Below are 25380 nucleotides of genomic sequence, written 5' to 3'. Positions count from 1 at the left end.
CGTTTGCCTGATTGCTACGTCCGTATGTGTGACGCAGGTCATGCATCAGGGGGCTTCGAACGCAATCGACAGTCTGCGTTCCGACGCCACCAACAGTGAACAGTCTGCCAGTCCCACCCGCGTGACGAGGGCGAGCACGATTCCGCAATGGAGCCGACGGCACGCGGAACCCAGCTCGTGCATCCTGATGGCCGGGTAGAACTCGGCGAGGTCGAGTCCTTGAAGGACAGCCGCTTCTACAACGAAGAACTCGCCCCGGTCCCGGTCGAAAAGCGGACCTGGACGACCTACAACTACTTCGCGTTGTGGATGGGGATGGCGCACAACATCCCTTCGTACGCGCTCGCCGCCTCCCTGATCGCCCTCGGCATGGACTGGGTCCAGGCGCTGATGACGATCACCATCGGCAACCTGGTCGTGCTCGCCCCGATGCTGCTCAACAGCCACGCCGGGACGAAGTACGGCATCCCGTTCCCGGTGTTCGCCCGCGCCTTCTTCGGGATGCGTGGTGCGAATCTGGCGGCGTTGCTTCGGGCGTTCATCGCGTGCGGCTGGTTCGGTATCCAGACCTGGGTCGGTGGTGAGGCCGTCTACATCATCGTCGGGCGGCTGGCGGGTTCCGGCTGGAAGGACTCCACCGTCGTCCTCGGCCAGCACTGGACGCTGTGGCTTTCGTTCGGGTTGTTCTGGCTGTTCCAGATGATCATCATCTGGCGCGGGATGGAGGCGGTCCGCCGGTTCGAGAACTGGACGGCGCCGCTGGTCTCCGTCGGCTTCCTGATCCTGCTGGGCTACGTGCTGGTCAAGGCGGGCGGACTCGGCCCGATCCTGTCCGAACCCGGGCAACTCGGCTGGGGACCGGACTTCTGGAAGGTGTTCGCGCCGTCGCTGATGGCGATGATCGCGTTCTGGTCGACGCTTTCGCTCAACATGCCGGACTTCACCCGTTTCGGCGGCAGCCAGGGCAAGCAGGTCCGCGGCCAGATCTTCGGCCTGCCGACCACGATGACGTTCATCGCGATCGTGGCGATCCTGACCACCTCGGGCGGCAGTGTCCTCTACGGCGAACAGATCTGGGACCCGGCGAAACTGGCCGACCGCTTCGACTCCCCCGTGGTCGTCGTGGTCGCGCTGATCGCGCTGGTGCTGGCGACCGTGTCGGCGAACCTCGCGGCCAACGTGGTCAGCCCGTCCTACGACTTCTCCAACGCGTTCCCGAAGAAGATCACCTTCGCCGTCGGCGGGCTGATCACCGGGATCATCGGCATCGCCATCCAGCCGTGGCGGCTCTACTCCGACCCGAACATCTACATCTTCGCGTGGCTCGGCTTCTACGGCGGCCTGCTCGGCGCTGTCGCCGGGGTGCTCGTCGCCGGCTACTGGGTGGTCAAGCGCACCGAACTGAAGCTTCGCGACCTCTACACCGAACGCGGCGTCTACTGGTTCAACGGCGGCTGGAACTGGCGCGCGCTCGTCGCGACACTCGTCGGCGCCGTGCTCTCGGTCGGCGGCGCGTACGGCGGGCCGTTCCCCGCCGACGGGCTGATCCCGTTCCTGAAACCGCTCTACGACTACAACTGGGTCGTCGGACTGGCGGGCGCCTTCGTCGTCTACCTGCTGCTGGCCCTGCCCGAGCACAAGCGCACCGCCTACACAGAGGAGGAAGCAAGTGAGCGACCTGGTCCGAGCCGGATTGATCCAGCAGCGGTGGACGGGTGACAAGGAGTCGATGATCGCGAACGCGGTCGAAGCCATCGGCAAGGCCGCTTCGCAGGGCGCGCAGGTGATCTGCCTGCAGGAGTTGTTCTACGGACCGTATTTCTGCCAGGTGCAGGACACCGACTACTACTCCTACACCGAGGGCATCCCCGACGGGCCGACGACGAAGCTCATGCAGGAGGTCGCCGAACGGCACGGTGTCGTGCTGGTCGTCCCGATGTACGAGGTCGAGCAGCCCGGCGTGTACTACAACACCGCCGCGGTGATCGACGCCGACGGGACCTACCTCGGCAAGCACCGCAAGAACCACATCCCGCAGGTGAAGGGCTTCTGGGAGAAGTTCTACTTCCGGCCCGGGAACCTGGGCTACCCGGTGTTCGACACCGCCGTCGGCCGCATCGGCGTCTACATCTGTTACGAGCGGCACTTCCCGGAGGGCTGGCGCGCACTGGGCCTGGCGGGCGCGAAGATCGTGTTCAACCCGTCGGCGACCAGCCGCGGTCTGTCGGAATACCTCTGGCGGCTGGAGCAGCCCGCGGCCGCCGTCGCGAACGAGTACTTCGTCGGCACGATCAACCGGGTCGGCGTGGAACCGCTGGGCGACAACGACTTCTACGGTCAGACGTACTTCGCGGACCCGCGCGGCCAGCTGATCGGCGAGGCCGCTTCCGACACCGAGGAGGAGATCGTCATCCGCGACCTCGACATGGGGCAGCTCGCCGAAGTGCGGGACCTGTGGGCCTTCTACCGAGACCGCCGTCCCGACAGCTACGGACCCCTCGCGGAGGCGTGATGACCACCCTCATCAGCGGCGGGCAGGTGCTGTCCACGGCGGGCGCTTCGGCGGCGGACGTCCTCGTCGACGGCGAGACGATCGTGGCCGTCGGCGCGCCCGGCACCCTGGGCCCGGCCGATTCGGTCATCGACGCCACCGGGAAGTACGTGCTGCCCGGCGGGATCGACGCGCACACCCATATGGAGATGCCGTTCGGCGGGACGCATTCCGCCGACACCTTCGGCACCGGGACGACGGCGGCGGCGTGGGGCGGCACGACCACGATCATCGACTTCGCCGTCCAGGCAAAGGGAACCTCACTGCTGTCCACTATGGACAAATGGCACGAGAAGGCCGACGGCAACTGCGCCATCGACTACGGCTTCCACATGATCGTCTCCGACGTCAACGATTCGTCGCTGAAGGAGATGCAGGCCTGCGTCGATGGCGGGGTCGGCAGCTTCAAGATGTTCATGGCGTATCCGGGGGTGTTCTACTCCACGGACGGCGAAATCCTGCTGGCCATGCAGAAGGCGCGCGAGATCGGCGCCACGATCATGATGCACGCGGAGAACGGCATCGCGATCGACCAGCTGGCCGCGCAGGCGTTCGCCGCCGGGAAGATCGACCCGGTGCAGCACGGCCTCACCCGGCCGCCGGAGCTGGAGGGCGAGGCGACCTCGCGCGCGATCCAGCTGGCCAAGGTGACCGGGGCGCCGCTGTACATCGTGCACCTCTCGGCGTCGCAGGCACTCGCGGCGGTCGCGGAGGCGCGCGACAACGGCCAGAACGTCTTCGCGGAGACGTGTCCTCAGTATCTCTATCTGTCCATCGAGGACTTGGCTAAGCCGGATTTCGAGGGCTCGAAGTACGTCGCCTCTCCCCCGCTGCGTGAGAAGTCGCATCAGGCGGACCTGTGGCGAGGGCTGCGCACCAACGACCTCTCGGTCGTATCGACGGATCACTGTCCGTTCTGTTTCAAGGACCAGAAGGAACTCGGCCGCGGCGACTTCCGCGCGATCCCCAACGGGATCCCCGGCGTCGAGCACCGGATGGACCTGCTGCACCAGGGTGTCGTGGCGGGCGAGCTCACCCTCGGCCGGTGGGTCGAGACCTGCTCCACCACCCCGGCGCGGATGTTCGGGCTGTACCCGCGCAAGGGCGTCATCGCGGCGGGTTCGGACGCGGACATCGTCATCTACGACCCGTCGGCGAAACAGACCTTGTCGGTCGAAACGCACCACATGAACGTGGACTACTCGGCCTACGAAGGAATGGAGATCACCGGCAAGGTCGAGACCGTGCTCTCGCGCGGCCTCGTGGTGGTGTCGCCGTCGGGCTTCTCGGGCAGTACGACGCACGGGAAATTCCTCTCGCGCGACCTGAACCAGTACCTGAACTGAGGCAATCGAACTCAGTGTGGCGAAGCCGCTCCGTTGAGGGTGGTGGAGGGGAAGAAGGCCGGATGGATTTCGGGATAGTGCTCCAGACCGACCCACCCGCACGCGACCTCGTGCGGCTGATGAAGGCCGCCGAGGACCAGGGTTTCCGCTACGGCTGGACGTTCGACTCGTGTGTGCTGTGGCAGGAACCGTTCGTCATCTACTCGCAGATCCTCGCGGCGACGTCGTCGATGATCGTGGGCCCGATGGTGACCAGCCCGGCCACGCGGGACTGGTCGGTGATGGCGTCGACCTTCGCCACGCTCAACGACATGTACGGCAACCGGACGGTGTGCGGGATCGGCCGGGGCGATTCGGCGCACCGGGTCGTCGGCATGGCACCGTCCACTTTGGCCACCGTGCGCGACTGCATGCACGTGGTCAAGGAGCTGGCCGAGGGCCGGGAGGTCCTGTTGCGGGACAAACCGGTCCAGATCCCCTGGATCCGCAACGGCAGGCTCGAAATGTGGATGGCGGGCTACGGGCCGAAGGCGCTGAAGACGGTCGGCGAACACGCCGATGGCTTCATCCTCCAGTGCGCCGATCCCGCGATCGCCCGGTGGACCATCGGCGCCGTCCGCGAGGCGGCCCGTGCGGCGGGACGGGACCCGGGCGGGATCACGATCTGCCTCGCCGCACCGGCGTACGTCGGGGACGATCTGGCGCACCAGCGCGAACAGTTGCGCTGGTTCGGCGGGATGGTCGGCAACCACGTCGCGGATCTCGTGGCGCGGTACGGCGATTCCGGGCCGGTGCCACGCGAACTGACCGACTACATCCGTGAGAGGGAAGGGTACGACTACTCACACCACGGGCGGGCGGGCAATCCCTCGACCGACTTCGTGCCGGACGAGATCGTGGACCGGTTCTGCCTGCTCGGGCCGTCTTCGGCGCATGTGGAGCGGCTGGAGGAACTGGCTTCGCTCGGCGTCGACCAGTTCGCGCTGTACCTCATGCACGATCAGCGCGAAGAAACCCTGAAGCGGTACGGCTCGGAGGTCATCGGCCGCTGACCCCCCTCTGCGATCAGTCCTCTACTTGCGGTCCTCGCGCGTGCAACTACCGCAAGTAGAGGACTAATCGCGTGAGGTCAGCCGACGAACCAGGCGGCGAGCGCTTCTCGCAGGCCGTCATCGGTGTCCCCCGCCCAGGCGATGTACCCGTCCGGGCGAATCAGGAGGACGTCGGCGGGCCGGTCCTCGGCCTTGGCGGTGTGGACGTCGACGAGTCCTTCGGCGAGCTCGCGGAGCTCCGGCCGTCCGGCGAGGTCGAGCAGGACCGGCCGCGCCGGGCGCAGCAACTCCCCGACGCTGGTCGCGCCCTGGTCGGTCTCCAGCGCGAGATCCGGGACGAAGGTGCCGGCGAGCGCGTGCCCGGAGCCGGGCATCGGGTAGCGCAGGTCGGTCCCGGCGAGATGCGCGGCCAGCCGTCGCGCGGGCTGCTCGTCGCCCAGCAGTTCCTGGAAGACCGTCCGGAGCGCCTCGGCGGCCTCGTCGTGCCCGCGCCGCAGCGCGACCTGCGCCTGGGACTGCAGCAGCGCGCGGGCACCGGCGGCGTGCCGTTCCGCGTGATAGGTGTCCAACAGCCCCTCCGGCGCCCGCCCCTGGATCTCGGCGGCCAGCTTCCAGGCGAGGTTGACCGAGTCGGACATGCCGACGTTGATCGCCGTACCGGTCGACGGCAGCAGGTGGGCCGCGTCGCCCGCCAGCAGGATCCGCCCCTCGCGGTAGCGCTCCGCCTGGCGGGCGGAGAACTGGTAGCGCGAGAGCCGGACCGGGTCGCCCAGCGGGACGTCCCCGCCGAGCACGCGGCGGATGCTGTCGCCGAACTCGGTCAGCGTCAGCGGCACGTCGTCGTCGATCTCGCCGAGATCGTCCTCGGTGGTCTGGATGAACAAGATCCCCGGCGTCAGCGAACCGAGCGCGAACACCCCGTTGTCGGTGCGGGTGTAGCCCGCCTTGATCCGGCCCAGCCCCGGTGTCTCGATGTCGCCGTTGTCGTGCACGGTCAGCCCCTCGGGGATCTTGACCTGCCCGATCCGGTTGACCTCGGGATAGGTGGTCCCGGGGAACCCGATCCCGGCGAGCGCGCGGACGGGACTGTGGCCACCATCGCATCCGACGAGGTACGGGGCGGTGACTTCGTACTCCCCCTCCGGCCCGCGGACCTGGGCCGTCACGGAGGTGCCGTCCTGGGACAGCCCGGTGACCTCGTGCCCGCGGCGCACCTCCGCGCCGAGTTCGAGAGCGTGTTCCTCCAGCAGCCGCTCCAACAACTGCTGTCGCACCGACAGCGCCTTCAGCGGGGACTCGTCGAACCGGGTGAGGTCGACGTGCACGCCGCCGAACGGGAACCGGTGGGGCGGGACGGGGTCGGTGACGAGCCCCCGGACCCGGTCCAGCAGGCCGCGGTACTTCAGCAGGTCCAGGATCTGCCCGCTGAGACCGTGGGCCTTCGGTGTCTTCCCCTGTTCCGGCCGCCGTTCCAGGACCAGCGGGCGAACCCCGGCCGGCCGCAGCTCCGCGGCCAGCATCAGACCGGTCGGACCGGCACCCACGATGATCACGTCGACGTCCGTCAAATCCTCACTCCTGTTCGGCCTGTACTGGCTACGGCCGAGGATTCTGCGGTATCACCGGGGTCTTGCCGCAAGCCCCCAGGTGCGCTATATGTTGAACATGGAGGGGCGCGCCCCTCCTTTTTCGTGCCTGGCTGAGGCGGGGTAGGGCCTGCTCCACCGTCTTTCCGGGTACGCGCACCAGGGATCACGCGCCCGCGAGCCGAGACGCTGGACGGGTGACCACCAGCAGAGTCCGCACCGCCGCTTTGATCACCCTCACCGCACTCGCCGCCGTCACGATCGCGCCCGCGGTCTCGGCCACGCCGAAGGGCATCGCCTGGGGCCCTTGTCCGGCGGGATCGCCATCCGGCTACGACTGCGCCGAACTGGAAGTCCCGCTTTCGTACCGGGACCCGGGCGGCCCCCGGATCACCATCGCGCTCGGCCGCCTTCCCGCGACCGACCAGAAGCACAAACGCGGCACCGTCTTCACCAACCCCGGGGGCCCCGGGAATCCCGGCCGCTTCAGCGAGTTCCAGACCGCGTCGCTGCACCGGCAGTTCGATATCGTGGGCTTCGACCCGCGCGGCGTCGGCGCCAGTACGCCTGTCCGCTGCTTCGCGAGCGAAGCGGAACTCGAGCCGCTCAAGCGGGTGCTCGGCCGGTTCCCGATCACCGTCGAGCAGGAAACCCGGCAGATCGCCGACGTCCGTGAGGTCGCCGCCTCGTGCGGCCGCAACGCCGGGCCGCTGCTGGGTCATCTGTCGACCACGAACGTCGCCCGGGACCTCGACAAGCTCCGAGAGGCCGCCGGTGAGCCCCGCCTGCGGTACTACGGCCTCTCGTACGGCACATACCTCGGCGAGGTGTACGCCAACCTGTTCCCGCATCGCGTCGGGGCCTTGGCCCTCGACGCCGTCGACGATCCGATCGCCTGGTCCACCGGGCACCGTCCGCAGGACGCGAACGTCCCGTTCAGCACCAGGCTCGGCGGTTTCCGGGACGCGGACCGCGCGCTGCAGGCGTTCCTCGACGCCTGCGCGGCCGACGTCCGGTGCGCGTTCCGCGAACCCGGGACGGACCTGCGGGCCAAATACGACGGCATCCTCGACCGGCTCGAGGCCACGCCGGGCGCGATCACCTATCAGGACGTCATCCGGCGCACCCACAACGCGCTGACCGACGAGGCCGACTCGCCCGCGCTGGCGGAATTCCTTCAGTCCGCGACGAAATCGGCCTCGGCGAAAGCCATCGTGACGCCGTTCGACTCCGCACTCGGCGGCGGCGGGACGATCTGTGCCGACACCACGAACCCGCGCGACCCGGCGGCGTGGCCGAAAGCGGCCCGCGAGGCCGATCGCGAAAGCCGCGGTTTCGGTTCGTACGACACGTATCTCTCACTGCCGTGTGCTTTCTGGCCCGCCTCCGACCCGGCGCGCTACACCGGACCGTGGAACCGGCCGACCGCGCCGATCTTGTTGCTGGCCAACGGCAAGGGCGATCCGGAAACGCCGTACGCCGGAGCGAAACGGACCGAGCGCATCCTCGGGAACGCCCGGCTCCTGACGCTGGACGCCTGGGGGCACGGCGCCGCGAACCGCAGCAAGTGTGTCGACGCGGCCCTCGACGCGTACCTGATCCACGGCCGTCTCCCGGCGCGCGGCACCGTCTGCGCCCCGGATCAGAAGCCGTTCGACCCGAGGTAGGCGAGCGCGACTTCCTCGTCGGTCAGCCAAGCGGCGTAGTCGGCGGGGTCGGAGAAGACGTGCGCGAACCGGCGTGCCACCTCGGGCGCCGTTTGCGCGGCGTCCAAGGTGGCCAGCACGTGATCCGGTGGCGGCGCGAGGAAATCGTTGCTCAGCCGGGTCGCGTGCTGTGCCTTTTCTCAGTACTCGGCGAAAGTACGGCGCTGGAACGCTTCGTCGAACGGGCGGTCGCCGTGGTCGAGGATGCTCTGTTCGTAGACCGCGGCCGCGTGCGCCGCCATGTTCGCGCCCTGCCCGGCGATCGGGTCGTTCGTCACCGCGGCGTCGCCCATCGCGAGTACCTTCGCCCCCGACGGCAGCGTCCCGACCGGCTCACGCACGATCGGCAGGACCCGGCCGCGCAGGACGTCCAGCGGCCCGCTCGGGCGTGCGCCGGCGAGCGACTCTTCGACCCACGGGAACTGCTTGCGCAGCAGCGTCAGCGCGAGGGCGAAATGCTCGTCGACGTCGGTGACGTCGTCCCAGACGTCCATGGGTCCGCCGGGAACGCCGAAGAACCCGAGGCCGAAGACGGGCCCGCGCACCGACTGGACCGGCAGCCCGAACAGCTCACCGGCCCGGGAGAGCCCGAACGTCAGGCCCGGATACACCGGAAGCGGCTCGTCGCCTCCGGAGACGAGGTACAGGATCCCGATGGTCCGCTGCGGTTCGCGATACGGGGAACGCGCGTCGTCACGCGGGAAGAGACCGTCGAACTGTGGTCCTCGCCCGGCCGCGACCAGCACGAGATCGAACTCGCGGGCGTACTCCTCCAGCCCGTCGGGCGTCACCTTGCCGATCCGCACCTCACCACCGCGGGCGGCGAACGCGGTCAGCCAGTCGGACACCTTGACCCGTTGGTCGACCGACTGCGCGGGGTGGTCGAAGCGGGCGCGCCACGAGACGGCGGGCTCCGGGGAGTCCCCGGCGAGCCCGAACGACGCGCCGAGCATCTCCGGGGCGGTTCCGTCCCAGAAGTTGATGCCCAGCGCGCGTTCCCGGGTCAGGGCGGGATGGAACAAGCACTGGTTCGAGATGAGGCCACCGGCACGGATCGTTCCGGCGTCGCGGTCGGTGACCACGGTGACGGCGTATCCGTGCCGCTGCAGGCCCAAGGCCAGGACCAGACCGGCTTGCCCGGCCCCGACCACCACGATCCGGCGCATGAGGACCCCTCCCCTTCGGCTGGGTCCAGTGTGGCCGGGTTTCCACCGCGCGGTAAAGGATCCGCCTGATGGGCTGCCCGAAAAGGATCAGCCCACGAGGGCTTGGTACACCAGGTTGCGCAGTTCGGCGCGGATCGGATGGGTCGACGACGGCAGCAGCTGGGTGAAGAACAGCACCGTGACGTCCTCGTCCGGATCGACCCAGAAGGCGGTGCTCGCCGCGCCACCCCAGGCGAATTCCCCGGCGCTGGCGAGGGTTTTGGCCTTCACCGGGTCGTCGAGCACGGAAAAGCCCAGTCCGAAGCCGAAACCGTCATACGGCGTCTCGGAGAAACCGACGCGACCGTAGGTCTCCAGATCCACCCCGCCCGGCAGGTGGTTGCTCGCCATGACCTCCACCGTGCGCGAACCGAGCAACCGGACGCCGTCGAGTTCACCGCCACGCAGCAGCATCTGCGTGAAGCGGTGGTAGTCACCCGCCGTCGAGACCAGCCCCCCGCCGCCCGAGAGGCACGTGGGCGTGACACGGCCGATGGCGCCCATCTCGTCGTGACGGAACGGGGCCTTCGTCTTCGGGTGGGGCACATAGAGCGCGGCCAGCCTGTCGAGGGCGGCCGGGTCGGTTTGGAATCCGGTCTCGTGCATGCCGAGCGGAGTGAAGATCCGCTCGCTGAAGAAGGTGTCGAGAGACTGACCGGAGACGACCTCGACGAGCCTTCCGAGGATGTCCGTCGCGACCGAATAGTTCCATTCCGAACCGGGCTGGAACTGCAACGGCTGCCGCGCGAGCGCCTCGGAGACACTCGCGAGGTCGAGTCCCGGCGCGGTGCCCCAGTCGAAGCCGGCCTCGCGGTAGAGCGCGTCGACCGGATGCGTGCGGTGGAACCCGTACGTCAGCCCGGCGGTGTGGGTGAGCAGGTGCCAGAGCCGGATGGGTTCCGTCGCAGGCTCGGTCATCACCCGGACGGACGAGCCCGCCGTGAAGACCCGCGGTTCCGCGAATTCCGGCAGCCACCGGGAAATCGGGTCCCGGAGGTCGATGCGCCCCTCTTCGACGAGCATCATCGCGGCGACCGAGGTGACCGGCTTCGTCATCGAGAAGACGCGCCAGATCGTGTCGGTCTCCACCGGGAGCCCGGCCTCGATGTCGCGCAGCCCGTTCGACGCGAGATGCGCGACCTTCCCGTTGCGGGTCACCACGGCCAGGTACCCGGGAAGCAGATTTCGCTCCAGGTACCCGTCGAAGTGCTTGTCGATCCGCCGCAACCGCTCCGCGTCGAAGCCCACCTCGGCCGGGTCGACGTCCACCTTCAGCTCGATCATGCGACCGAGGCTACGCGTTCCGTTCGGCCTGTTTCTCCAGTCGCCACGCCTCGTCGGTCTTCCCGATCCGCCAGTATCCGGAGATGGACAGCAGGTCGCGCCGCATTCCCCGGTCGTCGAGAAGGTGACGTCGCAGATCCCGGACGAACGCGGCCTCGCCATGCACGAACGCCTGCACAACGCCGTCACGCCACTCGAGCGCGCGGACGGCTGCCGCGAGATCGTCGCCCTTGCTCCGGTGCAGCCAGGTGATCCGCGCGTCGCCCTTGGTGGTCAGCGACTGCTCTTCGGCGGCGTCCTCGACGAGGATGACCGCGTGCACGGGAACGCCCGCCGGCATCGCTTCGAGTGACGCGGCTATCGCCGGAAGGGCGCTCTCGTCACCCGCGAGCAGGTGCCAGTCGGCTTCCTCGCCCGGCGCGTACGCCCCGCCGGGACCCGAGATCAGCAGCTCGTCGCCCGGTTTCGCGGCGGCGGCCCACGGTCCGGCGACACCCTCGTCACCGTGGTGGACGAAGTCGAGCACCAGCTCGCCGAGATTCCGGTCGAAGGCCCGGACGGTGTAGGAACGCATCCGCGGCCACTGCTCACGCGGCAGTTCTTCGCGGACGCGCGCCAGGTCGAACGGCTCGGGATAGGTGACGCCGGGCACCCGGAAGTGCACCTTGACGTAGGCGTCGGTGAACTCGTTGGGCTGGAACGAGGCGATCCCTTCGCCCCCAGCGACGATCCGGACCATATGCGGGGTGATCCGCTCGGTGCGCAGCACCCGCAACCGGGTCGCCGACACTGATCTCCGCGCCTCGGCCATTCACGATTCCTTTCATGAGGTTAGGTGAACCTAACTGAGCGTACGCCGATCCCGGATCGAGCGGGCGACGTCTCCCATCATCCGATCAAAGCCCTCCCGGACCCGCCCGTCGAACCCGGCGAAGAACCGGTTGGCCAGCGGGACCGCCCACCGTCCCCGGGAAGCGACGTTGTACACCCGATGGGTTACCCGCGCACCGGCCGGATCATCCACGACGAGGTACTCCCCGCGGTACCACCAACCGCCCTGCTGGGCGATGAGGCCGCGCTCGGGGTCTATCTCGAAGCCCGGGTTGTACTGCTGCGCTTGGAGAAATTCCGCGATCCGGGCGAAGACCTCATCGGCGGACGCGGGCACCACGTCGTCGACTTCGACCAGCGGTTTCACGCCGCGCTCGCGGCCGGGTCACTCACCCGGGTGTTCTGGAACGACGCGACCCGCCAGCCTTCGGACTCCTCCACCAGGACATACGTCAGCGTCGATTCCCGGCCGGGTTCGGGCTCGCCGCCCGCCAGCGACGATCCGCCGCCGGACACGACGATCGCGACGTCGGGCCGCACGAACCGGACCTTGGGCTCATCGCTCCCGGCGACCAGTTTCGATCCCTTCAGCAGCCCCTCGAACAGAGATCGGTGCGCGCTTTCGATGATCACGCGGCCCGGCATGTTCATGCCGAAGAACGTCACGTAGTCGGCGTCCTCGGTGAACAGCGACGCGTACGCGGCCGCGTCGCCGTCGTTCCACGCGTCGGCGAGCTTGCCCAGGACGGCCAGGACCTCGGCCCGTCGTTCGGTCATGATGTCCTCCAGTGGGGCGAACGGCGTTCGTGTGACGAACACCGTTCTACAGACGAACGGCGTTCGCGTCAAGTAGAGTTCGGGGGGTACCCCGGATCAGGAGGCGAACGAAGTGAGCAGGCCCCGGCGTCGCGCCGAGAAACCCGTGCTGTCCCAGGAGCTCGTGGTGAAGACGGCCCTGGACCTCCTCGCCACCGAGGGACTGGAGGCGGTGAGCATGCGGCGCGTGGCCCAGGCGCTGGAAACCGGCCCCGCGTCGCTCTACGCCCACGTGGCGAACAAGGAAGAGCTCCACGAGCTGATGGTCGACCACGTCCTCGACTTCGGCCCGGTCCCCGAACCCGAACCGGAGCGGTGGATCGAGCAGGCGAAGGACCTGTTGCGGGAGAACGTGCGCGCGCTGACGTCGTTCCCCGGAATCGCCAAGATCGCGTGGGCCATCCCGGTACCGGTCGGCGCGAACGCCTTGCAGCAGGCCGAAGCCATGCTCGCGGTGCTGCGCGCGGGCGGCCTCGACCTCAAGCAGGCGTTGTTCGCGGCCGACGCGTTATGGCTCTACGCCAAGGCTTTCGCCTACGAAGGCGCGGGCTGGCAGCACGGCGACATCAACCTGGCCGAGCAGGAGGAACGCGGCAAGCAGATGGTCGAGTACATGACGTCGTTCCCGCCCGGCACGTTCCCGAACATGCTCGGCTCGGGCGAGTACTTCACCGCGGAGACGGCCCAGGAACGGTTCGAGTTCGCCATCGACCTGTTCCTCGCCGGCCTCGCGGCCAGGGCCTCGTGAGTGGTGAGGACGCCTCCCAAGTACGTGAAGGACCCCAACACTGCGTCTAGCGCAAGGAAGGGGTCCTTCACGTACTTCCAGGCGACCAGAGTGCCGAACCGTGGAGAGCCTCGCGAGCGGCAAGGCGGTCATTGAGGGGTAAGTCAAATGTGGCATGACCGAGCCTCTGCGGCGAAGGACTCCTTCGCTGGCTTCAAGATTAAGAGGTGGCCTTCGTGGCGTGGTTCTGGACCGGCCTGCGGGCGCCAGTCGCTCCCGAGTGTCCACAAGGGACACTTCCTGGCGACAGAATGTCCGATTGATGGTTGGATGTGCGGTTTTCGGAGGGGGTCGTGAGTGGCAAAGAGGGTTAGAACCCGCTTTGCCACTCACGACCCCCTCCGCAAAGCGTGCATATGGGTATCAATCAGACATTTACCCGGCTAAACGTGTCCCGTGCGGACAGTCAGAGTGCGGCCGATCCAGATCCGCGCTGCTGAAGGCTCCCTTCACCGCATCGGACGCGGCGAAGGGAGCCTTCAGCCCGGCACGACCCGCCCGCGAACACGACACGTTTGACCTTCCCCTCAATAGAACCGTCCTCACCACTCACGAAGTGGCTTGTTCGTCCGGCTGAAAGCGTTCCGTCACCGCCCAAGCGGGCACCGCGTACGGCGGTTCACGCCAACGCCCATGCGGGAACAGCACGACCATGTCCCGGCCTTCGCCGCCGACCCAAGCCCATCGCTTCGGCCGCTTCCTCAACGGGGTCGAACCATGCGTCGACGTCGAGGCACGGAGGGTAATTCTGCTGCCGTCGCGATATTCGACCTCGATCGACGGCATCTTGCGACCCGAACGGATCGGATAGTCCGGCGCGACCGTGACCGAAGCCGTCCGCCACCCGGTGGCCAGCACCGATCGGTGGCGCCGCCGCCACGCCCCGGCCGCGACGAGAGAGAACGGGACTGCGATCAGGGCCACGATCGCCACCGTCACCGAAACCCCGACCCAGAACTGGTTTTCGTTGGGCTCTTCCAGGGTCCGCATCCGGCCCGGCTCCGACCGGTCGTACACCACGGTCACCGATTCCCCGGTCACGTAGCGCTGATCTGTTTCGAGGGAGACGTCGGTGTTGTAGCGCCTTCCACCGACGACGTAATTGACCTCCATCGACCGACCACCCCGGCCTCCGTCCGGATCGTGGAGACTCGCCACCCTGCCGGGCACCTGCGCGCCGGTCTCCAGCAGTTCCGCTGCCGAGCGCTCCACACCGACCATGCCGAGAAAGCCTCCGATGTGCACCGCGGCCCAGCCAAGGGCGATGAGAAACGCGCGGAACCTCAAGGTTCGCAGTCGTGAGATCTCTCGTTCGAGATCAACCCGGTTGTCGACCGGAAGGTCCTCTTCGGGCGGCAGCCACTCCCCCGATCCAACCGGCACAACGGACCGGGCGCCGTTCACCCTGGCTCGCCACGCGGCGAAGACCGCCGATACCGAAGCCACGACGAGAATCGTGATGTTCGCCGCGAGTTCGTAGTCCTCCCACGGATAGTCCGGTACGGCGAAGGAATAGATCGTGCCGCCCGTCCACACCAAGAAGATCGCGATGAAGATCAGCTCGGCGGCCTGGTATCCGATTTCCCTGTGCCGATGCCTTCGCGCCGCTTTCTTGACGTCATCCCACTGTTCCCGATCCAGGGAAAACGGCTCGGCCCGGGCACGAGCCGGCGCGGCCGAACTCGATTCTTCCGGCTCGGGGACATGCTCTTCGAGCTGATCGTCCTTGGCGGACGACCACAGCGACAGGCCGTCGCGACCTCTCGTCCTTCGCCTCAATTCGCCTTCTCCCAGTCCTATGTCAGGCCGTGTCCGGCTCGATTTCCTTGACAGGCACCGCGTAGAGCGTGTCCTTGCCGAACCGTCCACGCGGGAAGATCACGATCATGTCCGTTCCCTCACCGCCGACGAAGACGGGAACCTTCCGGACCCGGGGCGCGATCCTCAGCGAACGGCGCGTGGCGAGAAACTTGTAGTCGTTTTCGAAGAACACGTCGACACGGGGGAACAGCCACCCGGGCCGCACCGTCGCCGTGGCCTCACGCAGGCCGGTTTTCGAGACTGAGCGATACCGGCTCCGCCAGAGCCAAGCGGCACCCAGGCACGCCGGAAAGCCCAGGAACGCGAAGAAAGGCAGTGGGAACGGCACGTCGCTCACCTGGCAGGTGACGAAGAAGATCAGCCAGAGGACCGACAAAGCCAGCGCTCGCACCTTGAAGTGCGACAGTCTCTCGATCAGCGGAGCGGCAATTTCTTCGTGTACCGTCTGCGCGACAAGGCTTTTGACGTCGTCGACATCCGAAGAGGACAGAGGCCGCCCGGCGACGCGCGGAAGCCTTTTAGGACGGTCGCGGTCGGCCGATCTTCTCTTCCCTTGCCCCGGTTTCATGCGTTGAGGTTAGCGGGAAAAATGGCCTTCCCGGGATAACGAGTTCCCTCTCGCTCCAGGGCAACCGCGAGCGCTCGCCGAGCGTGCAAGTGAGCAGGGCGCCATCCGGTCGCCCCGTTTCACGAGCGACGCTTCCCTCGGGGCTTCAGTGGCTTCTCTCGGGGAGGGACATCGCGGAATTCCAGTCCATGGCGGCGAGCGGTATCGCGCCGCTCCTCCGGCACGAACCCGGCCTGTCCCTTGCCTCCCCGGACGCCGCTCGCGGCCAACCCGTCGGAACGGACTTCTCTTGCCGGAACCTCGTAGGGCCTTCCTGCGCGCCACCGGCCGTCGGGGAAGACCAAGACCACGTTCTGGCCCGTCCCCGCGACCGAGACGGGTACGTTCCCGCCCTCCTTGAACCGGTTCGCTCCCCGCGTCGACATCACCGTGCGGAACCTGGTGACGGCGCCGTCCTCGAACTTGACATCGATGTCCGGGAGTTTCCTGCCCTTCCTTCCCCACACCGTCGCCTTGCCCGCACGCCACCCCGTGGCCAGCGCCGCCCGGTAGCGAAGCCACCACTTGACGGCGGCGCACCCGGACGCCGGGGCGCCGACCAGGGAAAGGAGCATCAGGACAAGGAACAGCCCCATGGCGATCCCGTCCTTGTTGGCCTCTTCGAGCGTCCGGACCGAGCGGGGATTCGCGGGGTCGTAGATCACCGTGACCGGTTGACCGACCGTGTAGACGCGCCCGGAGTCCGGGTCGATCGTCGCCTTGAAAGAGGCGGAGTCCACGCGATAGCCGACGATGATGGTCGGATACTTGCCGGTGCGGTCGAGGCGGAAGCTTTCCACCCTGCCCTCGACACGGGTTCCGGTCGCCAGCAGCTCGTCGGCCGAACGCTGAAGGAAGTCCGTCCCGAACACCGCGCCGACGAAGACCGTCATCCAGAGCAGGGCGAAGCCAAGGGAGCGGCTGCTCAACGCGCGTACCTTCGACGACCTCTGGTCGACCCTGCCCGCCTCGGCCAGAAGGCGGCCGGTGACGACAATGCGGCGTACGGCGAACACGACGCCGAAGAACCAGGCGACGCCGAGCCAAAGCGCTCTTCGACGTCTCAAGTCCTTTGTCTCGTCTTCCCTGCCCCCCAGTTCCATGGACCGATTTTAACCGGGGACACACGCGCTCGAAGGAGACGATTCCGACCGGCCGCCGGGGCAACCGGACAGCCGCCCCGAGCGTACGAGTGAGCAGGTTCTAGCGTCGCACCGGTACCGCGTAAAGGGGATCCGACGGTCCGGCCGGGAACAGGATGACCATCGCCTGTCCTTCCCCGCCGACCAGGACACGGGCACCGGGGCGGGCCGCGAACCGGGTGCCGGTCCGGAACGAGAAGTGCGTTCCCCGCAAGCCGATCGTCTCTCCGTCGGCGAACCGCACGTCGAAGTTCGCCGGTTCCCGCTCCCGGTGGGCCAGGTCGTAGTCCGGTTTCACGGTCACCGTGGCCTCGCGCCACCCGGCGGCCAGGACCGACCGGTGACACGCCAGCCAGGTGCTCGACGCCATTCCCGCGGCTACCGCCCCGCCCACCCCGAAGACCATCGCCAGCGCGCCGAGGGACTGGCCGATCTCGTCGCCCACCGCCACCAGGAAAACGAAACCCGCCACGGCCAGCACGATCGAGATGGCCAGGAAGACGCTTGCCCGCACGGAAAGAACCCCCAACCGCCGAGTCTCGCCGTCTTCGTCGACGGCGTCGAAACCGCTGCCCGCCTCCGCCGCGAGCGGAGTCTTGGCGAGTGATTCGGTCACCGCCCGGCCGTGGAAAGCGGCCCGCTGTCCGGCGAAGACCACCAGTCCCGCCACCGCGATGAGCACGGTGATGGCGATGATGGCGTCGTCACGGGACAGCTTGTCACCGGTGATCTCGGCCCTGATGTTGAGCCCCGCGAGCAGAAGGCTCGGCCCGCCGACACTCAGGAACAGACAGGCGAAAAGCCAGCGCGCTCTTCGGCGCCAATGCAGCTCCGCCGAAGCTTCCCCAGTCCCCAGTTTCATGGAAAAAGCGTACGCCCGGGAAGCCCTCATCGAGGAGGGACGAAGGTCCCGTTCGCGCCTTCCGGCACTCAGGGGAACACCGAGGCCAGGCCGCTCAGACCTTCGTCTTCGGCCTGGCTTCGTCGCTGTCCCGCGTCGTTCCCGCGGGGACCACGTACGGTTTCCCGCTCAGCCCGCCGCGGGGGAACAGGACGACCACGTCTCCGCCCTCACCACCGACCTGGACCCGCGTCCCCGGCTTGCTCCGATACCAGATCGCCGAGCGGACCGACCAGCCCGCCGACCGCACCACCGTCTGGGAACCGTCCTCGAACACGAGGTGGATCTCGAACTGTTGCCCTGACCCTATGGTGTAGTCCCGTTTCACCGTCGCGATCGCCGGACGCCATCCGGTCTCCGTCACCAGGCGGTGCCGATGGCGCCAACCCTTGGCGGACAGCACCGAACACACGAAGCCGACGAACCCGGGTGCCAACAGGAACACGCCTGCCTTGCCGAAGTCCTCCGTGTTGGACTCCACGTCGGTGCGCGCCCGGTCTGGATCTTCCGGATCGTAATAGACCACGACGGATTGGTAGGGCTCGTACTCGTGGTCGTAATGCTTGTCGATCAGTACTTCCCGGCGTTCGGTCCGCACCCAGTACTCGACCCACATGTACCCGCGATCCGGAACGTCCACCACGGTGCCGTTGACGCGGTTCCCGTGCTCCAGCAAGCCGGCGGACTGGATCGACGGCAAGGCGATGACGTAGATCCCGGCCGCGACCAAGGGCAGGCACAGGGGCGCCAGCACCGTGGACCGCAGCGCCAGCTTCCGCAGGCGCGGGGTCTCCGCGTCCGGATCGGCGACCCCGATCCCGGTCGATTCCGGCACGGGCACCGGCGAGGCCGCTCGCTCTGCCAGCGCGGCTTCGAGCAGCTTGCCGTTGACCTTGAAGCGATGCCCGGCGAAAGCCGCCAGAGCCGGACCCGCGATCAAGAGTGCGATCTCGTCGGCGAACCCGGAAATTCCCCAGCCGGATTCCTCGCCCGTCGACTGCAGGACGAGTCCGATGGCCGCGGCGCTCGCCACCGCGATACTGAACAGCATCGCGAAGCGGTAGCCCACTCTCCGACGGTGGTATCGATCCACCGAAGTTTCCCCAGTCCCCAGTTTCATACACGGATTTTACGCCTGGGACGAGGCTACCGGGAGGGACCAAGGTCCTATCCCGCCAGCAGCACCGCGATCAGCGCCAGCGTGCCCGGGACCACCTGCACGAAGAAGATCCGCTTGCTCGCCGTCGCCGTCCCGTAGAGCCCTGCCACGATCACGCACGCGAGGCCGAAGATCTTGAACTGCCAAGCGGTACCGCCGGTCGCGATCAGCCCCCAGATCAGCGCGGCGGCCAGGAAACCGTTGTACAGCCCCTGGTTCGCCGCGAGCGGCGCGCTCTCCTTCGCGAATTCCTCGCTGGTGCCGAAAGCGGCGCGAGCGCGCGGGGTCGTCCACAGGAACATCTCGAGCACGACGATGTACAGGTGGATCAGGGCGACGATGCCGACCAGGACGTTGGCGACGACATTCACGGGGTCTTCTCGCTCTCGTCGGCCAGCAGCAGCCGTTCGCCGGTGTCGAAACAGGTGTGCGTGCCGGTGTGACAGGCCGGGCCGGTCTGGTCGACGCGCAGCAGGACGGTATCGCCGTCGCAGTCGATCCGCATCTCGCGCACGTGCTGGACGTGGCCGGACGTCTCGCCCTTCACCCACAGTTCCTTGCGGCTGCGCGAATAGTACGTCCCGCGCCGGGTGGTGAGGGTGCGCCTCAGCGCCTCGTCGTTCATCCACGCCATCATCAGGACGTCCGAGGTGGAGTGCTCGACGACGACGGCGGCGATCAGCCCGTCGGCGTTGCGCTTCAGGCGATCAGAGAGGGCGGGATCAAGCGTCATTCGTGGCTCCGAGCAGGTGCCGTTTCACCGGCATCGAGTTGAGCAGGACTGCCGAGTAGATGTACCCGGCGAAAAGCAGCCCGGACACGATCTTCACCCAGAAGAGTTCCGCCGCCAGCATGGACAGCGCGTGCAGCAAGGCGAACAGGAAGCTGACGGCGAAACCGGCGAACCGCGCCGAAGACATCCTCAGCACCAGTCCCGCCACGACGAGACCACCGAGCACGACTGACGTTCCGGGCAGCAGGAACGTCCGCGCGGAGGAGTACGGCGCGAACATGAGGATCACGGCCATCCCCACGTACGCGAGACCGAGCCCGAGCATCAGCGCGCAGACGACCTTGACCTCGGTGGCGGCCTTCCACTTGTTCGGGATCACCGGACCACGACTCCCCCGGCGCGCAGGGCGCCCTTGACCTCGCCGATCTTCAACTGTCCGAAGTGGAACACGCTGGCCGCGAGCACCGCGTCCGCACCGGCCTCGACGGCGGGCAGGAAGTGCTCGAGCGCGCCGGCGCCGCCGCTGGCGATCACCGGGACGCGGACCGCCCGGCGCACCTTGGTCAGGAGTTCGAGATCGAAGCCGTTCTTGGTGCCGTCGGCGTCCATCGAGTTGAGCAGGATCTCGCCGACGCCGAGTTCTTCCCCGCGCGCGGCCCATTCGACGGCGTCGATCCCGGTGCCGCGGCGGCCGCCGTGCGTGGTCACCTCGAACCCGGACGGGGTCGGTTCGGTCCCCTCCGGAACGCGCCGGGCGTCCACCGACAGCACGACGCACTGCGCGCCGAAGCGGCGGGACGCCTCGCGCAGGAACTCCGGCCGCGCGATGGCCGCGGTGTTGATGCTCACCTTGTCCGCGCCCGTGCGCAGCAGCCGGTTGACGTCGTCGTTCGTGCGCACGCCACCACCGACGGTGAGCGGGATGAACACCTGCTCCGCGGTCCGGCGGACCACGTCGAAGGTGGTCTCGCGGTCCCCGGAGGAAGCCGTGACGTCGAGGAACGTGAGCTCGTCCGCGCCCTCGGCGTCGTACAGGCGGGCGAGCTCGACGGGGTCGCCGGCGTCGCGCAGGTCGGCGAAGTTGACGCCCTTCACCACTCGGCCCGCGTCGACGTCGAGACACGGGATGACCCTGACTGCGACTGACATGGGGACAAGCGTAGTCAAGGGCGTTCTAAGCTCGCGGAATGGCACAGGCGGGGCGGCGGCCGGGGCAGACCGAGACGCGGGAGGAGATCCTCGACGCGGCTCGGCGCAGGTTCGCCGAACAGGGATACGACGGGGCGACCGTGCGCGGCATCGCGGCCGAAGCCGGGGTCAACGCCGCGCTGCTGCACCATTTCTTCGGCACCAAGCAGGGGCTCTTCGCCGCGTCGATGAACCTGCCGATCGACCCCGGCGAGATGGTCCCCCGCATCCTCGAAGGCCCGGAAGACGAGGTCGGCGAACGTCTCGTCCGCGCGTTTCTCGGTTTCTGGCAGGCCCCGGCGGGCCGCGAGCCGTTCCTGGCGATGATCCGGTCGGCGACCACGAACGAGCAGGTCGCGACCATGATGCGACAGTTCCTCGAACGGACGGTACTGGCGCGGGTCGCCGAAGCACGCGGCGTGCCGAAGGTCCGGGTGGCCGGGATCGCCGCGCAGATGGTCGGGTTCGCGCTGCTGCGTTACGTCATCCAGCTCCCGCCGCTGGTCGAGGCCTCCGACGACGAGGTCGTCGCGATGCTGGCGCCGGTCGCGCAGTACTACCTGACCGCCGACGTTCACCGGCCGGACAACTCGCGCGGCTAGCTTCCGAAGAACCCCTCCCAGAGCGTCGTGCTCGGCACGCTCGAGGAAGGCGGGCTGGCCGCGTTCGACCTGAGGGCGCGGCGGCTCCAGCAGCTCGCCGTGCCCGCGGGCGGGCGGTTCAACAACGTCGACGTCGTCGGCGACCTGGCGGTGGCGAGCCGACCGCGGTCGGCTCGCACGTGCTGTGGGACGTCACGGATCCTTCCGCCGCACCGGTCTTCTCCGCCTCGGAGTCCGAAGTGGACGAACAGCGGACGGCGTACGGGCTCACCGCCGGACGCGATCCGCGCACCGGCGCGCGCTGGGTCGCGGTGACCCGGCGGCACGAAACCCGCGTGGCGCTCTTGCGACTTGTCGACAAACCGGGCGGCACCGTCGGCACCGCGCCGATCGGCACGATCGTGGTCGCCGTGCGGCGAACCGGACGAGCGCCCGCAGCTGGAGGGTTCGGTGCTCGACGTCGAGCACCGCGTGCTCTACACGGCGCAGGAGGACGTCGAGATCTGGCGGATCCCGGTGCACGGTGACGGTTTCGGGCGTCCGTCGCTGATCGACAAGGTCCGTTCCTTCGGGGCGCCGCAGCGCTTCGACGAGGCGACCGAAGAATGCGTCGCCGACGGCCCCGACCCCGGCTTCGGCGGCGAGTGGCTGACCGCGGACGCCGAGGGGCTGACGCTGGCCGCCGACAAGCTGCTCGTGTCGAGCCAGGGCGACTCGCGGTTCGTGGTCCACGACCGCACCGGCCGCAACGCCCCGCGGCGCGACTTCCGGACGACGGCGCCGCGATCACCACCGCGCCGCTGGGCCCGCTGTTCCCGCACGGCCTGCTGGTGGTGCACGACGGCGAACGCCGTCCGGCGGCCACCGGCCCCACCGGTGAGGAACCGGCGACGACCGGATTCGCCTTCGTCCGGCTGGAGACCGCCGTGCGGTGATCACGTTCACCCGGAAAAGTTCCGCTCCCGATGCATCAGCCGGGTGGTCCCGTGCGTCACTAGAGCGAGACCATCGGCTGAGGGGGACCACGTGCCTGCGACCTTCGACGAGTTCGTCGCGGATCGCCTGGACGAGCTCCTGCGCTACGCGACCGTCCTGACCGACGACCCGTACCTGGCGCAGGACATCGTGCAGGAGGTGCTGCTGCGCGCTCAGCAACGCTGGCCGAAGATCGACTCGCCGCCGACGTACGTCCGCCGGATGGTGACGAACGAGTACCTGTCGTGGCGACGGCGCCTCGCGGTCCGCCGCGTGGTGCCGTCGTCGCCGGAGATGCTCGACCTGATGAGCCCGCCGGTCTCCGATCACGCCATCGAATACGACGAACGCGACGCGATGCTGGACAGGCTCGCGAAGCTCCCGCGCAAACAACGCGCCGCGATCGTGCTCCGCTACTACGAGAACTACACCGACGAGGAGATCGGCGCGGTGCTCCGCTGCGCGACGTCGACCGTGCGCAGCCAGATCTCGCGCGCGCTCGCGACGCTGCGGGAAACCGGCCCGTCCTCGTCTGTTCAGCCCACGGGAGCCCGCAAATGACCCGACTGAGTGAAGAGAACACCGAGGACCTGATCCGGGAGAGCCTCGAACACCTGGCGACGCGGGCGCCCGACGGGGCCGAGATCCGCGACGCGCTGTCCCAACGGCCGCGAAGCCGTCCGAAGATGGCCCTGGCGCTGGTCGCGGCGGCGGTCGCGATCATCGCGCTCGGCGTCCCGCTGGGCCTGCGGGCCTTCACGTCGGTTCCCCCGGCTTCGGCGCGCAACGCCGATTGGTCGGTGTTGCCGTACAAGCCCGGCTGGCTCCCCGACGGCTTCCAGGAAACCAGCCGGGGCGCGAAGCCCTATCCCGCGCCGCAGGAAAGGGTCTGGATCGGCCCGGGGATGGGCAACCTCCAGCTGACCAGCACCCCGCTGAGCGACGAACGGTCCGGACCGTGGACGATCGCGCCCGCGCCGAACCAGATCATCGTGCACGGCAAGGTCGGCATGGCCGTCGAGATGCCCGGCCAGGGGATGATGCTGACCTGGTCCCCCGACAACGTCTATCTGCTGAGTCTGACGCTGTTCAACATCAAAGACCCGCGCGCGGTCGGCGAGCGGATCGCCGAGGCGATGGTCCCGGACAACCACGTCCGGGTCTCGGGGGAACTGCGGTTCGGACGGCTGCCCGCCGATCTCGAGCTGTCGGGAGTCAAGACGTTCATGAAGATCAACGGGGCCACGACCGAACTGGAAGCCACGTCCGCCGGGCAGCCCACCGCGGCGGCGGTCGTCACGGCGTCGCTCAGCGGCGAAGGGCCGGAACTGAGTGGTGCCCAACCGGTCCCCCTCAAGGTCAAGGGTCGCGACGGCGGCTATCTCCCGGAACGCGACGGGCCACTCGGGCATCAGTACGGCGCGGTCTCCGTCCAGCTCGAAAGCGGACGGTGGCTCACCGTTTCGGGGAAACGTGACCAGGCCACGCTGCTCGACATCGCCGACAACCTGCAGGTCATCCCCGGTGACTACGGCTGGATCGGGAAACCGCCGGAATAGGCGCGGGCGGGCGAAGGTTGTCGACGGCATGACGGACACCTACCGCTCCATCGCGTTCACCGAATACGGCGACTCCGGGGTTCTGCACGTCCTCGACCGGGAGCTTCCCGAGCCGGGCGCGGGCCAGGTCAGGATCGCCGTCCGCGCCGCGGGAGTGAACCCGATCGACTGGAAGATCCGGTCCGGGCTGATGGCCGAGGTGTACCCGTCGACGTTCCCCGCCGTCCCCGGTGGAGACGTCGCCGGCGTGATCGACGCGGTCGGTGAGGATGTGTCCGGCTTCGCCGTCGGTGACGAGGTCCTCGGGCGGGGGAACGGCGGATACGCGGAGTTCGTGCTCGCCGATCCGGCGGGCCTGACCCGCAAGCCCGAAGCGCTGTCCTGGGAGCTGGCCGCGGCGCTGCCCGTGGTCGTCGGCACCGCCTACCGCGCGCTCAACCTGCTGGAGCTCGGCGAGGGCGAGACGCTGCTCATCGACGGCGCGGCGGGCGGCGTCGGCACCATCGCCGTCCAGCTCGCCGTCGCGCGCGGGCTCACCGTCGTCGGTACCGCGAGCGAGGCGAACCACGAGTACCTGCGTTCGCTGGGCGCCGTCCCGGTGCGGTACGGCGAAGGACTCGCCGAACGCGTCCGCGAGGTCGCGCCGCAGGGCATCGACGCGTCCTTCGACACCTCCGGTCGAGGCTCGCTGTCGACGCTGGTCGAGCTGACCGGTGGCCCGAAGCGCGTCGTCACGATCGCCGCGCCGGACGCGGCCGACCACGGCGTCCGTTTCACTTCGGGAGGTCCGGCGGAGCAGGTTCCCGGCGCGCTTGCCGAAGGGGCCGCACTCGCCGCCGAAGGCAAGCTCGACCTGCCGATCGCCCGGGTCTATCCGCTCGCCGAAGCGGCCGCGGCCCAGGACGAGAGCGAAGCGGGCCACGTCCGGGGCAAGCTCGTCCTGGTGCCGTGACTCTCCCCGCCGCGGCGAGCTGGCGACATCAGGATTCGAGGACCGGCCTGGAAGTCGCGTTCTTCAACGGGCACGACGGCGGTTGGCGAATCAATGGCGCCACGACGGCGGTCGAGGACGGGGAGTCCTGGTTCGTCGAGTACTCGATCGCCGTCGACGCCGCCTGGCACACGCGGCGGGCGGAGATCTCCGGCCGGTCGGCGTCGGGCACCCGGCGCACGGTGCTCGAATCGGACGGCGACGGGCGATGGCGGGTGGACGGCGTCCCGGATCCGCGTCTGGACGGCTGTTTCGACGTGGACCTCGAGTCGTCGTCGATGACGAACACGCTGCCGGTGCACCGGCTCGGCCTCGCCTTGGGCGCCGCCGCCGAGGCGCCCGCCGCGTACGTCCGGGCGGGTGACCTCACCGTGGAGCGGCTGGAGCAGCGCTACGAGCGCATCGGCGACCGCGATTTCGCCTACTCGGCGCCGGTTTTCGCGTTCTCGTGCGTCCTGCACTACGACGAGCACCTGCTGGTGGTCGACTACCCGGGCATCGCCGTCCGGCTGCCCTGAAACACGGCCTCTTGACTCGG

The 25380-nt window shown here is 68.4% G+C and carries 28 protein-coding genes; 12 read left to right on the top strand and 16 right to left on the bottom strand.

The annotated features are described in order from the left end of the window. The first annotated feature begins 147 nt into the window (after window positions 1-147). The 4 genes from ACLJRM_RS35815 (at window position 148) to ACLJRM_RS35800 (ending at window position 4949) form a co-directional block, all read left to right on the top strand. On the top strand, window positions 148-1719 hold the full coding sequence (locus ACLJRM_RS35815) for an NCS1 family nucleobase:cation symporter-1 (protein ID WP_410665600.1): 1572 nt from the start codon (window positions 148-150) through the stop codon (window positions 1717-1719). Then, entirely contained in the window at window positions 1670-2512 is an 843-nt protein-coding gene (locus ACLJRM_RS35810) for a nitrilase-related carbon-nitrogen hydrolase (RefSeq protein ID WP_101606063.1), read from the top strand. Before ACLJRM_RS35815 ends, ACLJRM_RS35810 begins: the two co-directional genes overlap by 50 nt. Then, the gene (hydA, locus tag ACLJRM_RS35805; protein ID WP_410665599.1) at window positions 2512-3897 is read left to right on the top strand and encodes a dihydropyrimidinase; all 1386 of its coding nucleotides are present in this window, start codon (window positions 2512-2514) and stop codon (window positions 3895-3897) included. Before ACLJRM_RS35810 ends, hydA begins: the two co-directional genes overlap by 1 nt. A 62-nt stretch (window positions 3898-3959) precedes the next feature. Next, window positions 3960-4949 carry a TIGR03842 family LLM class F420-dependent oxidoreductase gene (locus ACLJRM_RS35800; RefSeq protein WP_410604231.1) on the top strand — a complete coding sequence of 330 codons (990 nt, stop codon included), beginning with the start codon at window positions 3960-3962 and terminating at the stop codon, window positions 4947-4949. Between the two features lie 77 nt (window positions 4950-5026). On the opposite strand, the gene ACLJRM_RS35795 is transcribed toward ACLJRM_RS35800, so the two are convergent. Continuing rightward, window positions 5027-6517: an FAD-dependent monooxygenase gene (locus ACLJRM_RS35795; protein WP_410665598.1), complete on the bottom strand. Its 1491-nt coding sequence runs from the start codon at window positions 6515-6517 to the stop codon at window positions 5027-5029. Window positions 6518-6732: 215 nt separating this feature from the next. On the opposite strand from ACLJRM_RS35795, the gene ACLJRM_RS35790 reads away from it, so the two are divergent. Further along, the gene (locus ACLJRM_RS35790) at window positions 6733-8202 is read left to right on the top strand and encodes an alpha/beta hydrolase (protein WP_410665597.1); all 1470 of its coding nucleotides are present in this window, start codon (window positions 6733-6735) and stop codon (window positions 8200-8202) included. Here the strand turns inward: ACLJRM_RS35790 and ACLJRM_RS35785 are convergent. The 6 genes from ACLJRM_RS35785 to ACLJRM_RS35760 all read right to left on the bottom strand — a co-directional run bounded on the left by ACLJRM_RS35785 (window position 8178) and on the right by ACLJRM_RS35760 (window position 12338). Beyond that, window positions 8178-8321 carry a hypothetical protein gene (locus tag ACLJRM_RS35785; RefSeq protein ID WP_410665596.1) on the bottom strand — a complete coding sequence of 48 codons (144 nt, stop codon included), beginning with the start codon at window positions 8319-8321 and terminating at the stop codon, window positions 8178-8180. The two genes, ACLJRM_RS35790 and ACLJRM_RS35785, sit on opposite strands and share 25 nt — an antisense overlap. A gap of 60 nt (window positions 8322-8381) precedes the next feature. Continuing rightward, window positions 8382-9407, bottom strand: a complete 1026-nt coding sequence (locus tag ACLJRM_RS35780; protein WP_410665595.1) for a styrene monooxygenase/indole monooxygenase family protein — start codon at window positions 9405-9407, stop codon at window positions 8382-8384. A gap of 87 nt (window positions 9408-9494) precedes the next feature. Further along, window positions 9495-10730, bottom strand: a complete 1236-nt coding sequence (locus tag ACLJRM_RS35775; RefSeq protein WP_101606058.1) for a serine hydrolase domain-containing protein — start codon at window positions 10728-10730, stop codon at window positions 9495-9497. Between the two features lie 10 nt (window positions 10731-10740). Further along, on the bottom strand, window positions 10741-11541 hold the full coding sequence (locus tag ACLJRM_RS35770) for a siderophore-interacting protein (protein ID WP_168214243.1): 801 nt from the start codon (window positions 11539-11541) through the stop codon (window positions 10741-10743). A 30-nt stretch (window positions 11542-11571) separates the two neighbouring features. Further along, entirely contained in the window at window positions 11572-11928 is a 357-nt protein-coding gene (locus tag ACLJRM_RS35765) for a hypothetical protein (protein WP_410665594.1), read from the bottom strand. Further along, on the bottom strand, window positions 11925-12338 hold the full coding sequence (locus ACLJRM_RS35760) for an SgcJ/EcaC family oxidoreductase (RefSeq protein WP_101613011.1): 414 nt from the start codon (window positions 12336-12338) through the stop codon (window positions 11925-11927). The genes ACLJRM_RS35765 and ACLJRM_RS35760 overlap by 4 nt, the downstream gene beginning before the upstream one ends. A 112-nt stretch (window positions 12339-12450) precedes the next feature. Here ACLJRM_RS35760 and ACLJRM_RS35755 point away from each other — a divergent pair, with 112 nt between their 5' ends. Continuing rightward, complete coding sequence (locus tag ACLJRM_RS35755) at window positions 12451-13125, top strand: TetR/AcrR family transcriptional regulator (protein ID WP_101606056.1); 675 nt, start codon at window positions 12451-12453, stop codon at window positions 13123-13125. A 588-nt stretch (window positions 13126-13713) separates the two neighbouring features. On the opposite strand, the gene ACLJRM_RS35750 is transcribed toward ACLJRM_RS35755, so the two are convergent. The 9 genes from ACLJRM_RS35750 to hisF all read right to left on the bottom strand — a co-directional run bounded on the left by ACLJRM_RS35750 (window position 13714) and on the right by hisF (window position 20676). Beyond that, window positions 13714-14943 (bottom strand): DUF3592 domain-containing protein, encoded by a 1230-nt coding sequence (locus ACLJRM_RS35750; protein ID WP_410665593.1) that lies wholly within the window; start codon window positions 14941-14943, stop codon window positions 13714-13716. Between the two features lie 22 nt (window positions 14944-14965). Further along, complete coding sequence (locus tag ACLJRM_RS35745) at window positions 14966-15553, bottom strand: hypothetical protein (RefSeq protein ID WP_410665592.1); 588 nt, start codon at window positions 15551-15553, stop codon at window positions 14966-14968. Between the two features lie 119 nt (window positions 15554-15672). Further along, window positions 15673-16695: a DUF3592 domain-containing protein gene (locus ACLJRM_RS35740; protein WP_410665591.1), complete on the bottom strand. Its 1023-nt coding sequence runs from the start codon at window positions 16693-16695 to the stop codon at window positions 15673-15675. Between the two features lie 100 nt (window positions 16696-16795). Beyond that, window positions 16796-17596 (bottom strand): hypothetical protein, encoded by an 801-nt coding sequence (locus ACLJRM_RS35735; protein WP_410665590.1) that lies wholly within the window; start codon window positions 17594-17596, stop codon window positions 16796-16798. Window positions 17597-17690: 94 nt separating this feature from the next. Then, window positions 17691-18704: a DUF3592 domain-containing protein gene (locus ACLJRM_RS35730; protein WP_410665589.1), complete on the bottom strand. Its 1014-nt coding sequence runs from the start codon at window positions 18702-18704 to the stop codon at window positions 17691-17693. A gap of 98 nt (window positions 18705-18802) precedes the next feature. Continuing rightward, window positions 18803-19165 (bottom strand): DUF1304 domain-containing protein, encoded by a 363-nt coding sequence (locus ACLJRM_RS35725; protein ID WP_410665588.1) that lies wholly within the window; start codon window positions 19163-19165, stop codon window positions 18803-18805. Beyond that, a complete protein-coding gene (gene hisI, locus ACLJRM_RS35720; protein ID WP_101609418.1) occupies window positions 19162-19527 on the bottom strand; it encodes a phosphoribosyl-AMP cyclohydrolase in 366 nt (121 codons plus the stop codon). Before hisI ends, ACLJRM_RS35725 begins: the two co-directional genes overlap by 4 nt. Next, window positions 19517-19906 carry a hypothetical protein gene (locus tag ACLJRM_RS35715; RefSeq protein ID WP_101609419.1) on the bottom strand — a complete coding sequence of 130 codons (390 nt, stop codon included), beginning with the start codon at window positions 19904-19906 and terminating at the stop codon, window positions 19517-19519. Before ACLJRM_RS35715 ends, hisI begins: the two co-directional genes overlap by 11 nt. Further along, window positions 19903-20676: an imidazole glycerol phosphate synthase subunit HisF gene (hisF, locus tag ACLJRM_RS35710; RefSeq protein WP_101609420.1), complete on the bottom strand. Its 774-nt coding sequence runs from the start codon at window positions 20674-20676 to the stop codon at window positions 19903-19905. The genes ACLJRM_RS35715 and hisF overlap by 4 nt, the downstream gene beginning before the upstream one ends. A gap of 38 nt (window positions 20677-20714) precedes the next feature. On the opposite strand from hisF, the gene ACLJRM_RS35705 reads away from it, so the two are divergent. The 6 genes from ACLJRM_RS35705 to ACLJRM_RS35680 all read left to right on the top strand — a co-directional run bounded on the left by ACLJRM_RS35705 (window position 20715) and on the right by ACLJRM_RS35680 (window position 25360). Next, window positions 20715-21317: a TetR family transcriptional regulator gene (locus ACLJRM_RS35705; protein WP_101609421.1), complete on the top strand. Its 603-nt coding sequence runs from the start codon at window positions 20715-20717 to the stop codon at window positions 21315-21317. A gap of 27 nt (window positions 21318-21344) precedes the next feature. Further along, window positions 21345-21632 (top strand): hypothetical protein, encoded by a 288-nt coding sequence (locus tag ACLJRM_RS35700; protein ID WP_410665587.1) that lies wholly within the window; start codon window positions 21345-21347, stop codon window positions 21630-21632. A gap of 711 nt (window positions 21633-22343) precedes the next feature. Further along, entirely contained in the window at window positions 22344-22853 is a 510-nt protein-coding gene (locus tag ACLJRM_RS35695; protein WP_101609422.1) for a SigE family RNA polymerase sigma factor, read from the top strand. Then, the gene (locus ACLJRM_RS35690) at window positions 22850-23851 is read left to right on the top strand and encodes a hypothetical protein (protein WP_410665586.1); all 1002 of its coding nucleotides are present in this window, start codon (window positions 22850-22852) and stop codon (window positions 23849-23851) included. The genes ACLJRM_RS35695 and ACLJRM_RS35690 overlap by 4 nt, the downstream gene beginning before the upstream one ends. 28 nt (window positions 23852-23879) lie before the next feature. Then, window positions 23880-24803: an NADP-dependent oxidoreductase gene (locus tag ACLJRM_RS35685; protein ID WP_101609424.1), complete on the top strand. Its 924-nt coding sequence runs from the start codon at window positions 23880-23882 to the stop codon at window positions 24801-24803. Then, window positions 24800-25360: a putative glycolipid-binding domain-containing protein gene (locus ACLJRM_RS35680; RefSeq protein WP_410665585.1), complete on the top strand. Its 561-nt coding sequence runs from the start codon at window positions 24800-24802 to the stop codon at window positions 25358-25360. Before ACLJRM_RS35685 ends, ACLJRM_RS35680 begins: the two co-directional genes overlap by 4 nt. The last annotated feature ends 20 nt before the right edge of the window (window positions 25361-25380 follow it).

It is taken from the genome of Amycolatopsis sp. lyj-84 (genome assembly GCF_046549075.1).
Lineage (GTDB): Bacteria > Actinomycetota > Actinomycetes > Mycobacteriales > Pseudonocardiaceae > Amycolatopsis.
Note: the sequence above shows the minus strand (reverse complement) of the source record. Positions and strands in the feature narration are given on the sequence as shown.

Excerpts from the sequence above, each read along its gene's own strand:
- ACLJRM_RS35815 (WP_410665600.1), top strand. The coding sequence starts at position 148 with ATGGAGCCGACGGCACGCGGAACCCAGCTCGTGCATCCTGATGGCCGG.
- ACLJRM_RS35775 (WP_101606058.1), bottom strand. The coding sequence starts at position 10,730 with ATGATCGAGCTGAAGGTGGACGTCGACCCGGCCGAGGTGGGCTTCGAC.
- ACLJRM_RS35690 (WP_410665586.1), top strand. The coding sequence starts at position 22,850 with ATGACCCGACTGAGTGAAGAGAACACCGAGGACCTGATCCGGGAGAGC.
- ACLJRM_RS35770 (WP_168214243.1), bottom strand. The coding sequence starts at position 11,541 with ATGGCCGAGGCGCGGAGATCAGTGTCGGCGACCCGGTTGCGGGTGCTG.
- ACLJRM_RS35685 (WP_101609424.1), top strand. The coding sequence starts at position 23,880 with ATGACGGACACCTACCGCTCCATCGCGTTCACCGAATACGGCGACTCC.
- ACLJRM_RS35780 (WP_410665595.1), bottom strand. The coding sequence starts at position 9,407 with ATGCGCCGGATCGTGGTGGTCGGGGCCGGGCAAGCCGGTCTGGTCCTG.
- ACLJRM_RS35740 (WP_410665591.1), bottom strand. The coding sequence starts at position 16,695 with ATGGAACTGGGGGGCAGGGAAGACGAGACAAAGGACTTGAGACGTCGA.
- ACLJRM_RS35705 (WP_101609421.1), top strand. The coding sequence starts at position 20,715 with ATGGCACAGGCGGGGCGGCGGCCGGGGCAGACCGAGACGCGGGAGGAG.
- hisF (WP_101609420.1), bottom strand. The coding sequence starts at position 20,676 with ATGTCAGTCGCAGTCAGGGTCATCCCGTGTCTCGACGTCGACGCGGGC.
- ACLJRM_RS35800 (WP_410604231.1), top strand. The coding sequence starts at position 3,960 with ATGGATTTCGGGATAGTGCTCCAGACCGACCCACCCGCACGCGACCTC.
- ACLJRM_RS35745 (WP_410665592.1), bottom strand. The coding sequence starts at position 15,553 with ATGAAACCGGGGCAAGGGAAGAGAAGATCGGCCGACCGCGACCGTCCT.
- ACLJRM_RS35760 (WP_101613011.1), bottom strand. The coding sequence starts at position 12,338 with ATGACCGAACGACGGGCCGAGGTCCTGGCCGTCCTGGGCAAGCTCGCC.
- ACLJRM_RS35735 (WP_410665590.1), bottom strand. The coding sequence starts at position 17,596 with ATGAAACTGGGGACTGGGGAAGCTTCGGCGGAGCTGCATTGGCGCCGA.
- hydA (WP_410665599.1), top strand. The coding sequence starts at position 2,512 with ATGACCACCCTCATCAGCGGCGGGCAGGTGCTGTCCACGGCGGGCGCT.
- hisI (WP_101609418.1), bottom strand. The coding sequence starts at position 19,527 with ATGACGCTTGATCCCGCCCTCTCTGATCGCCTGAAGCGCAACGCCGAC.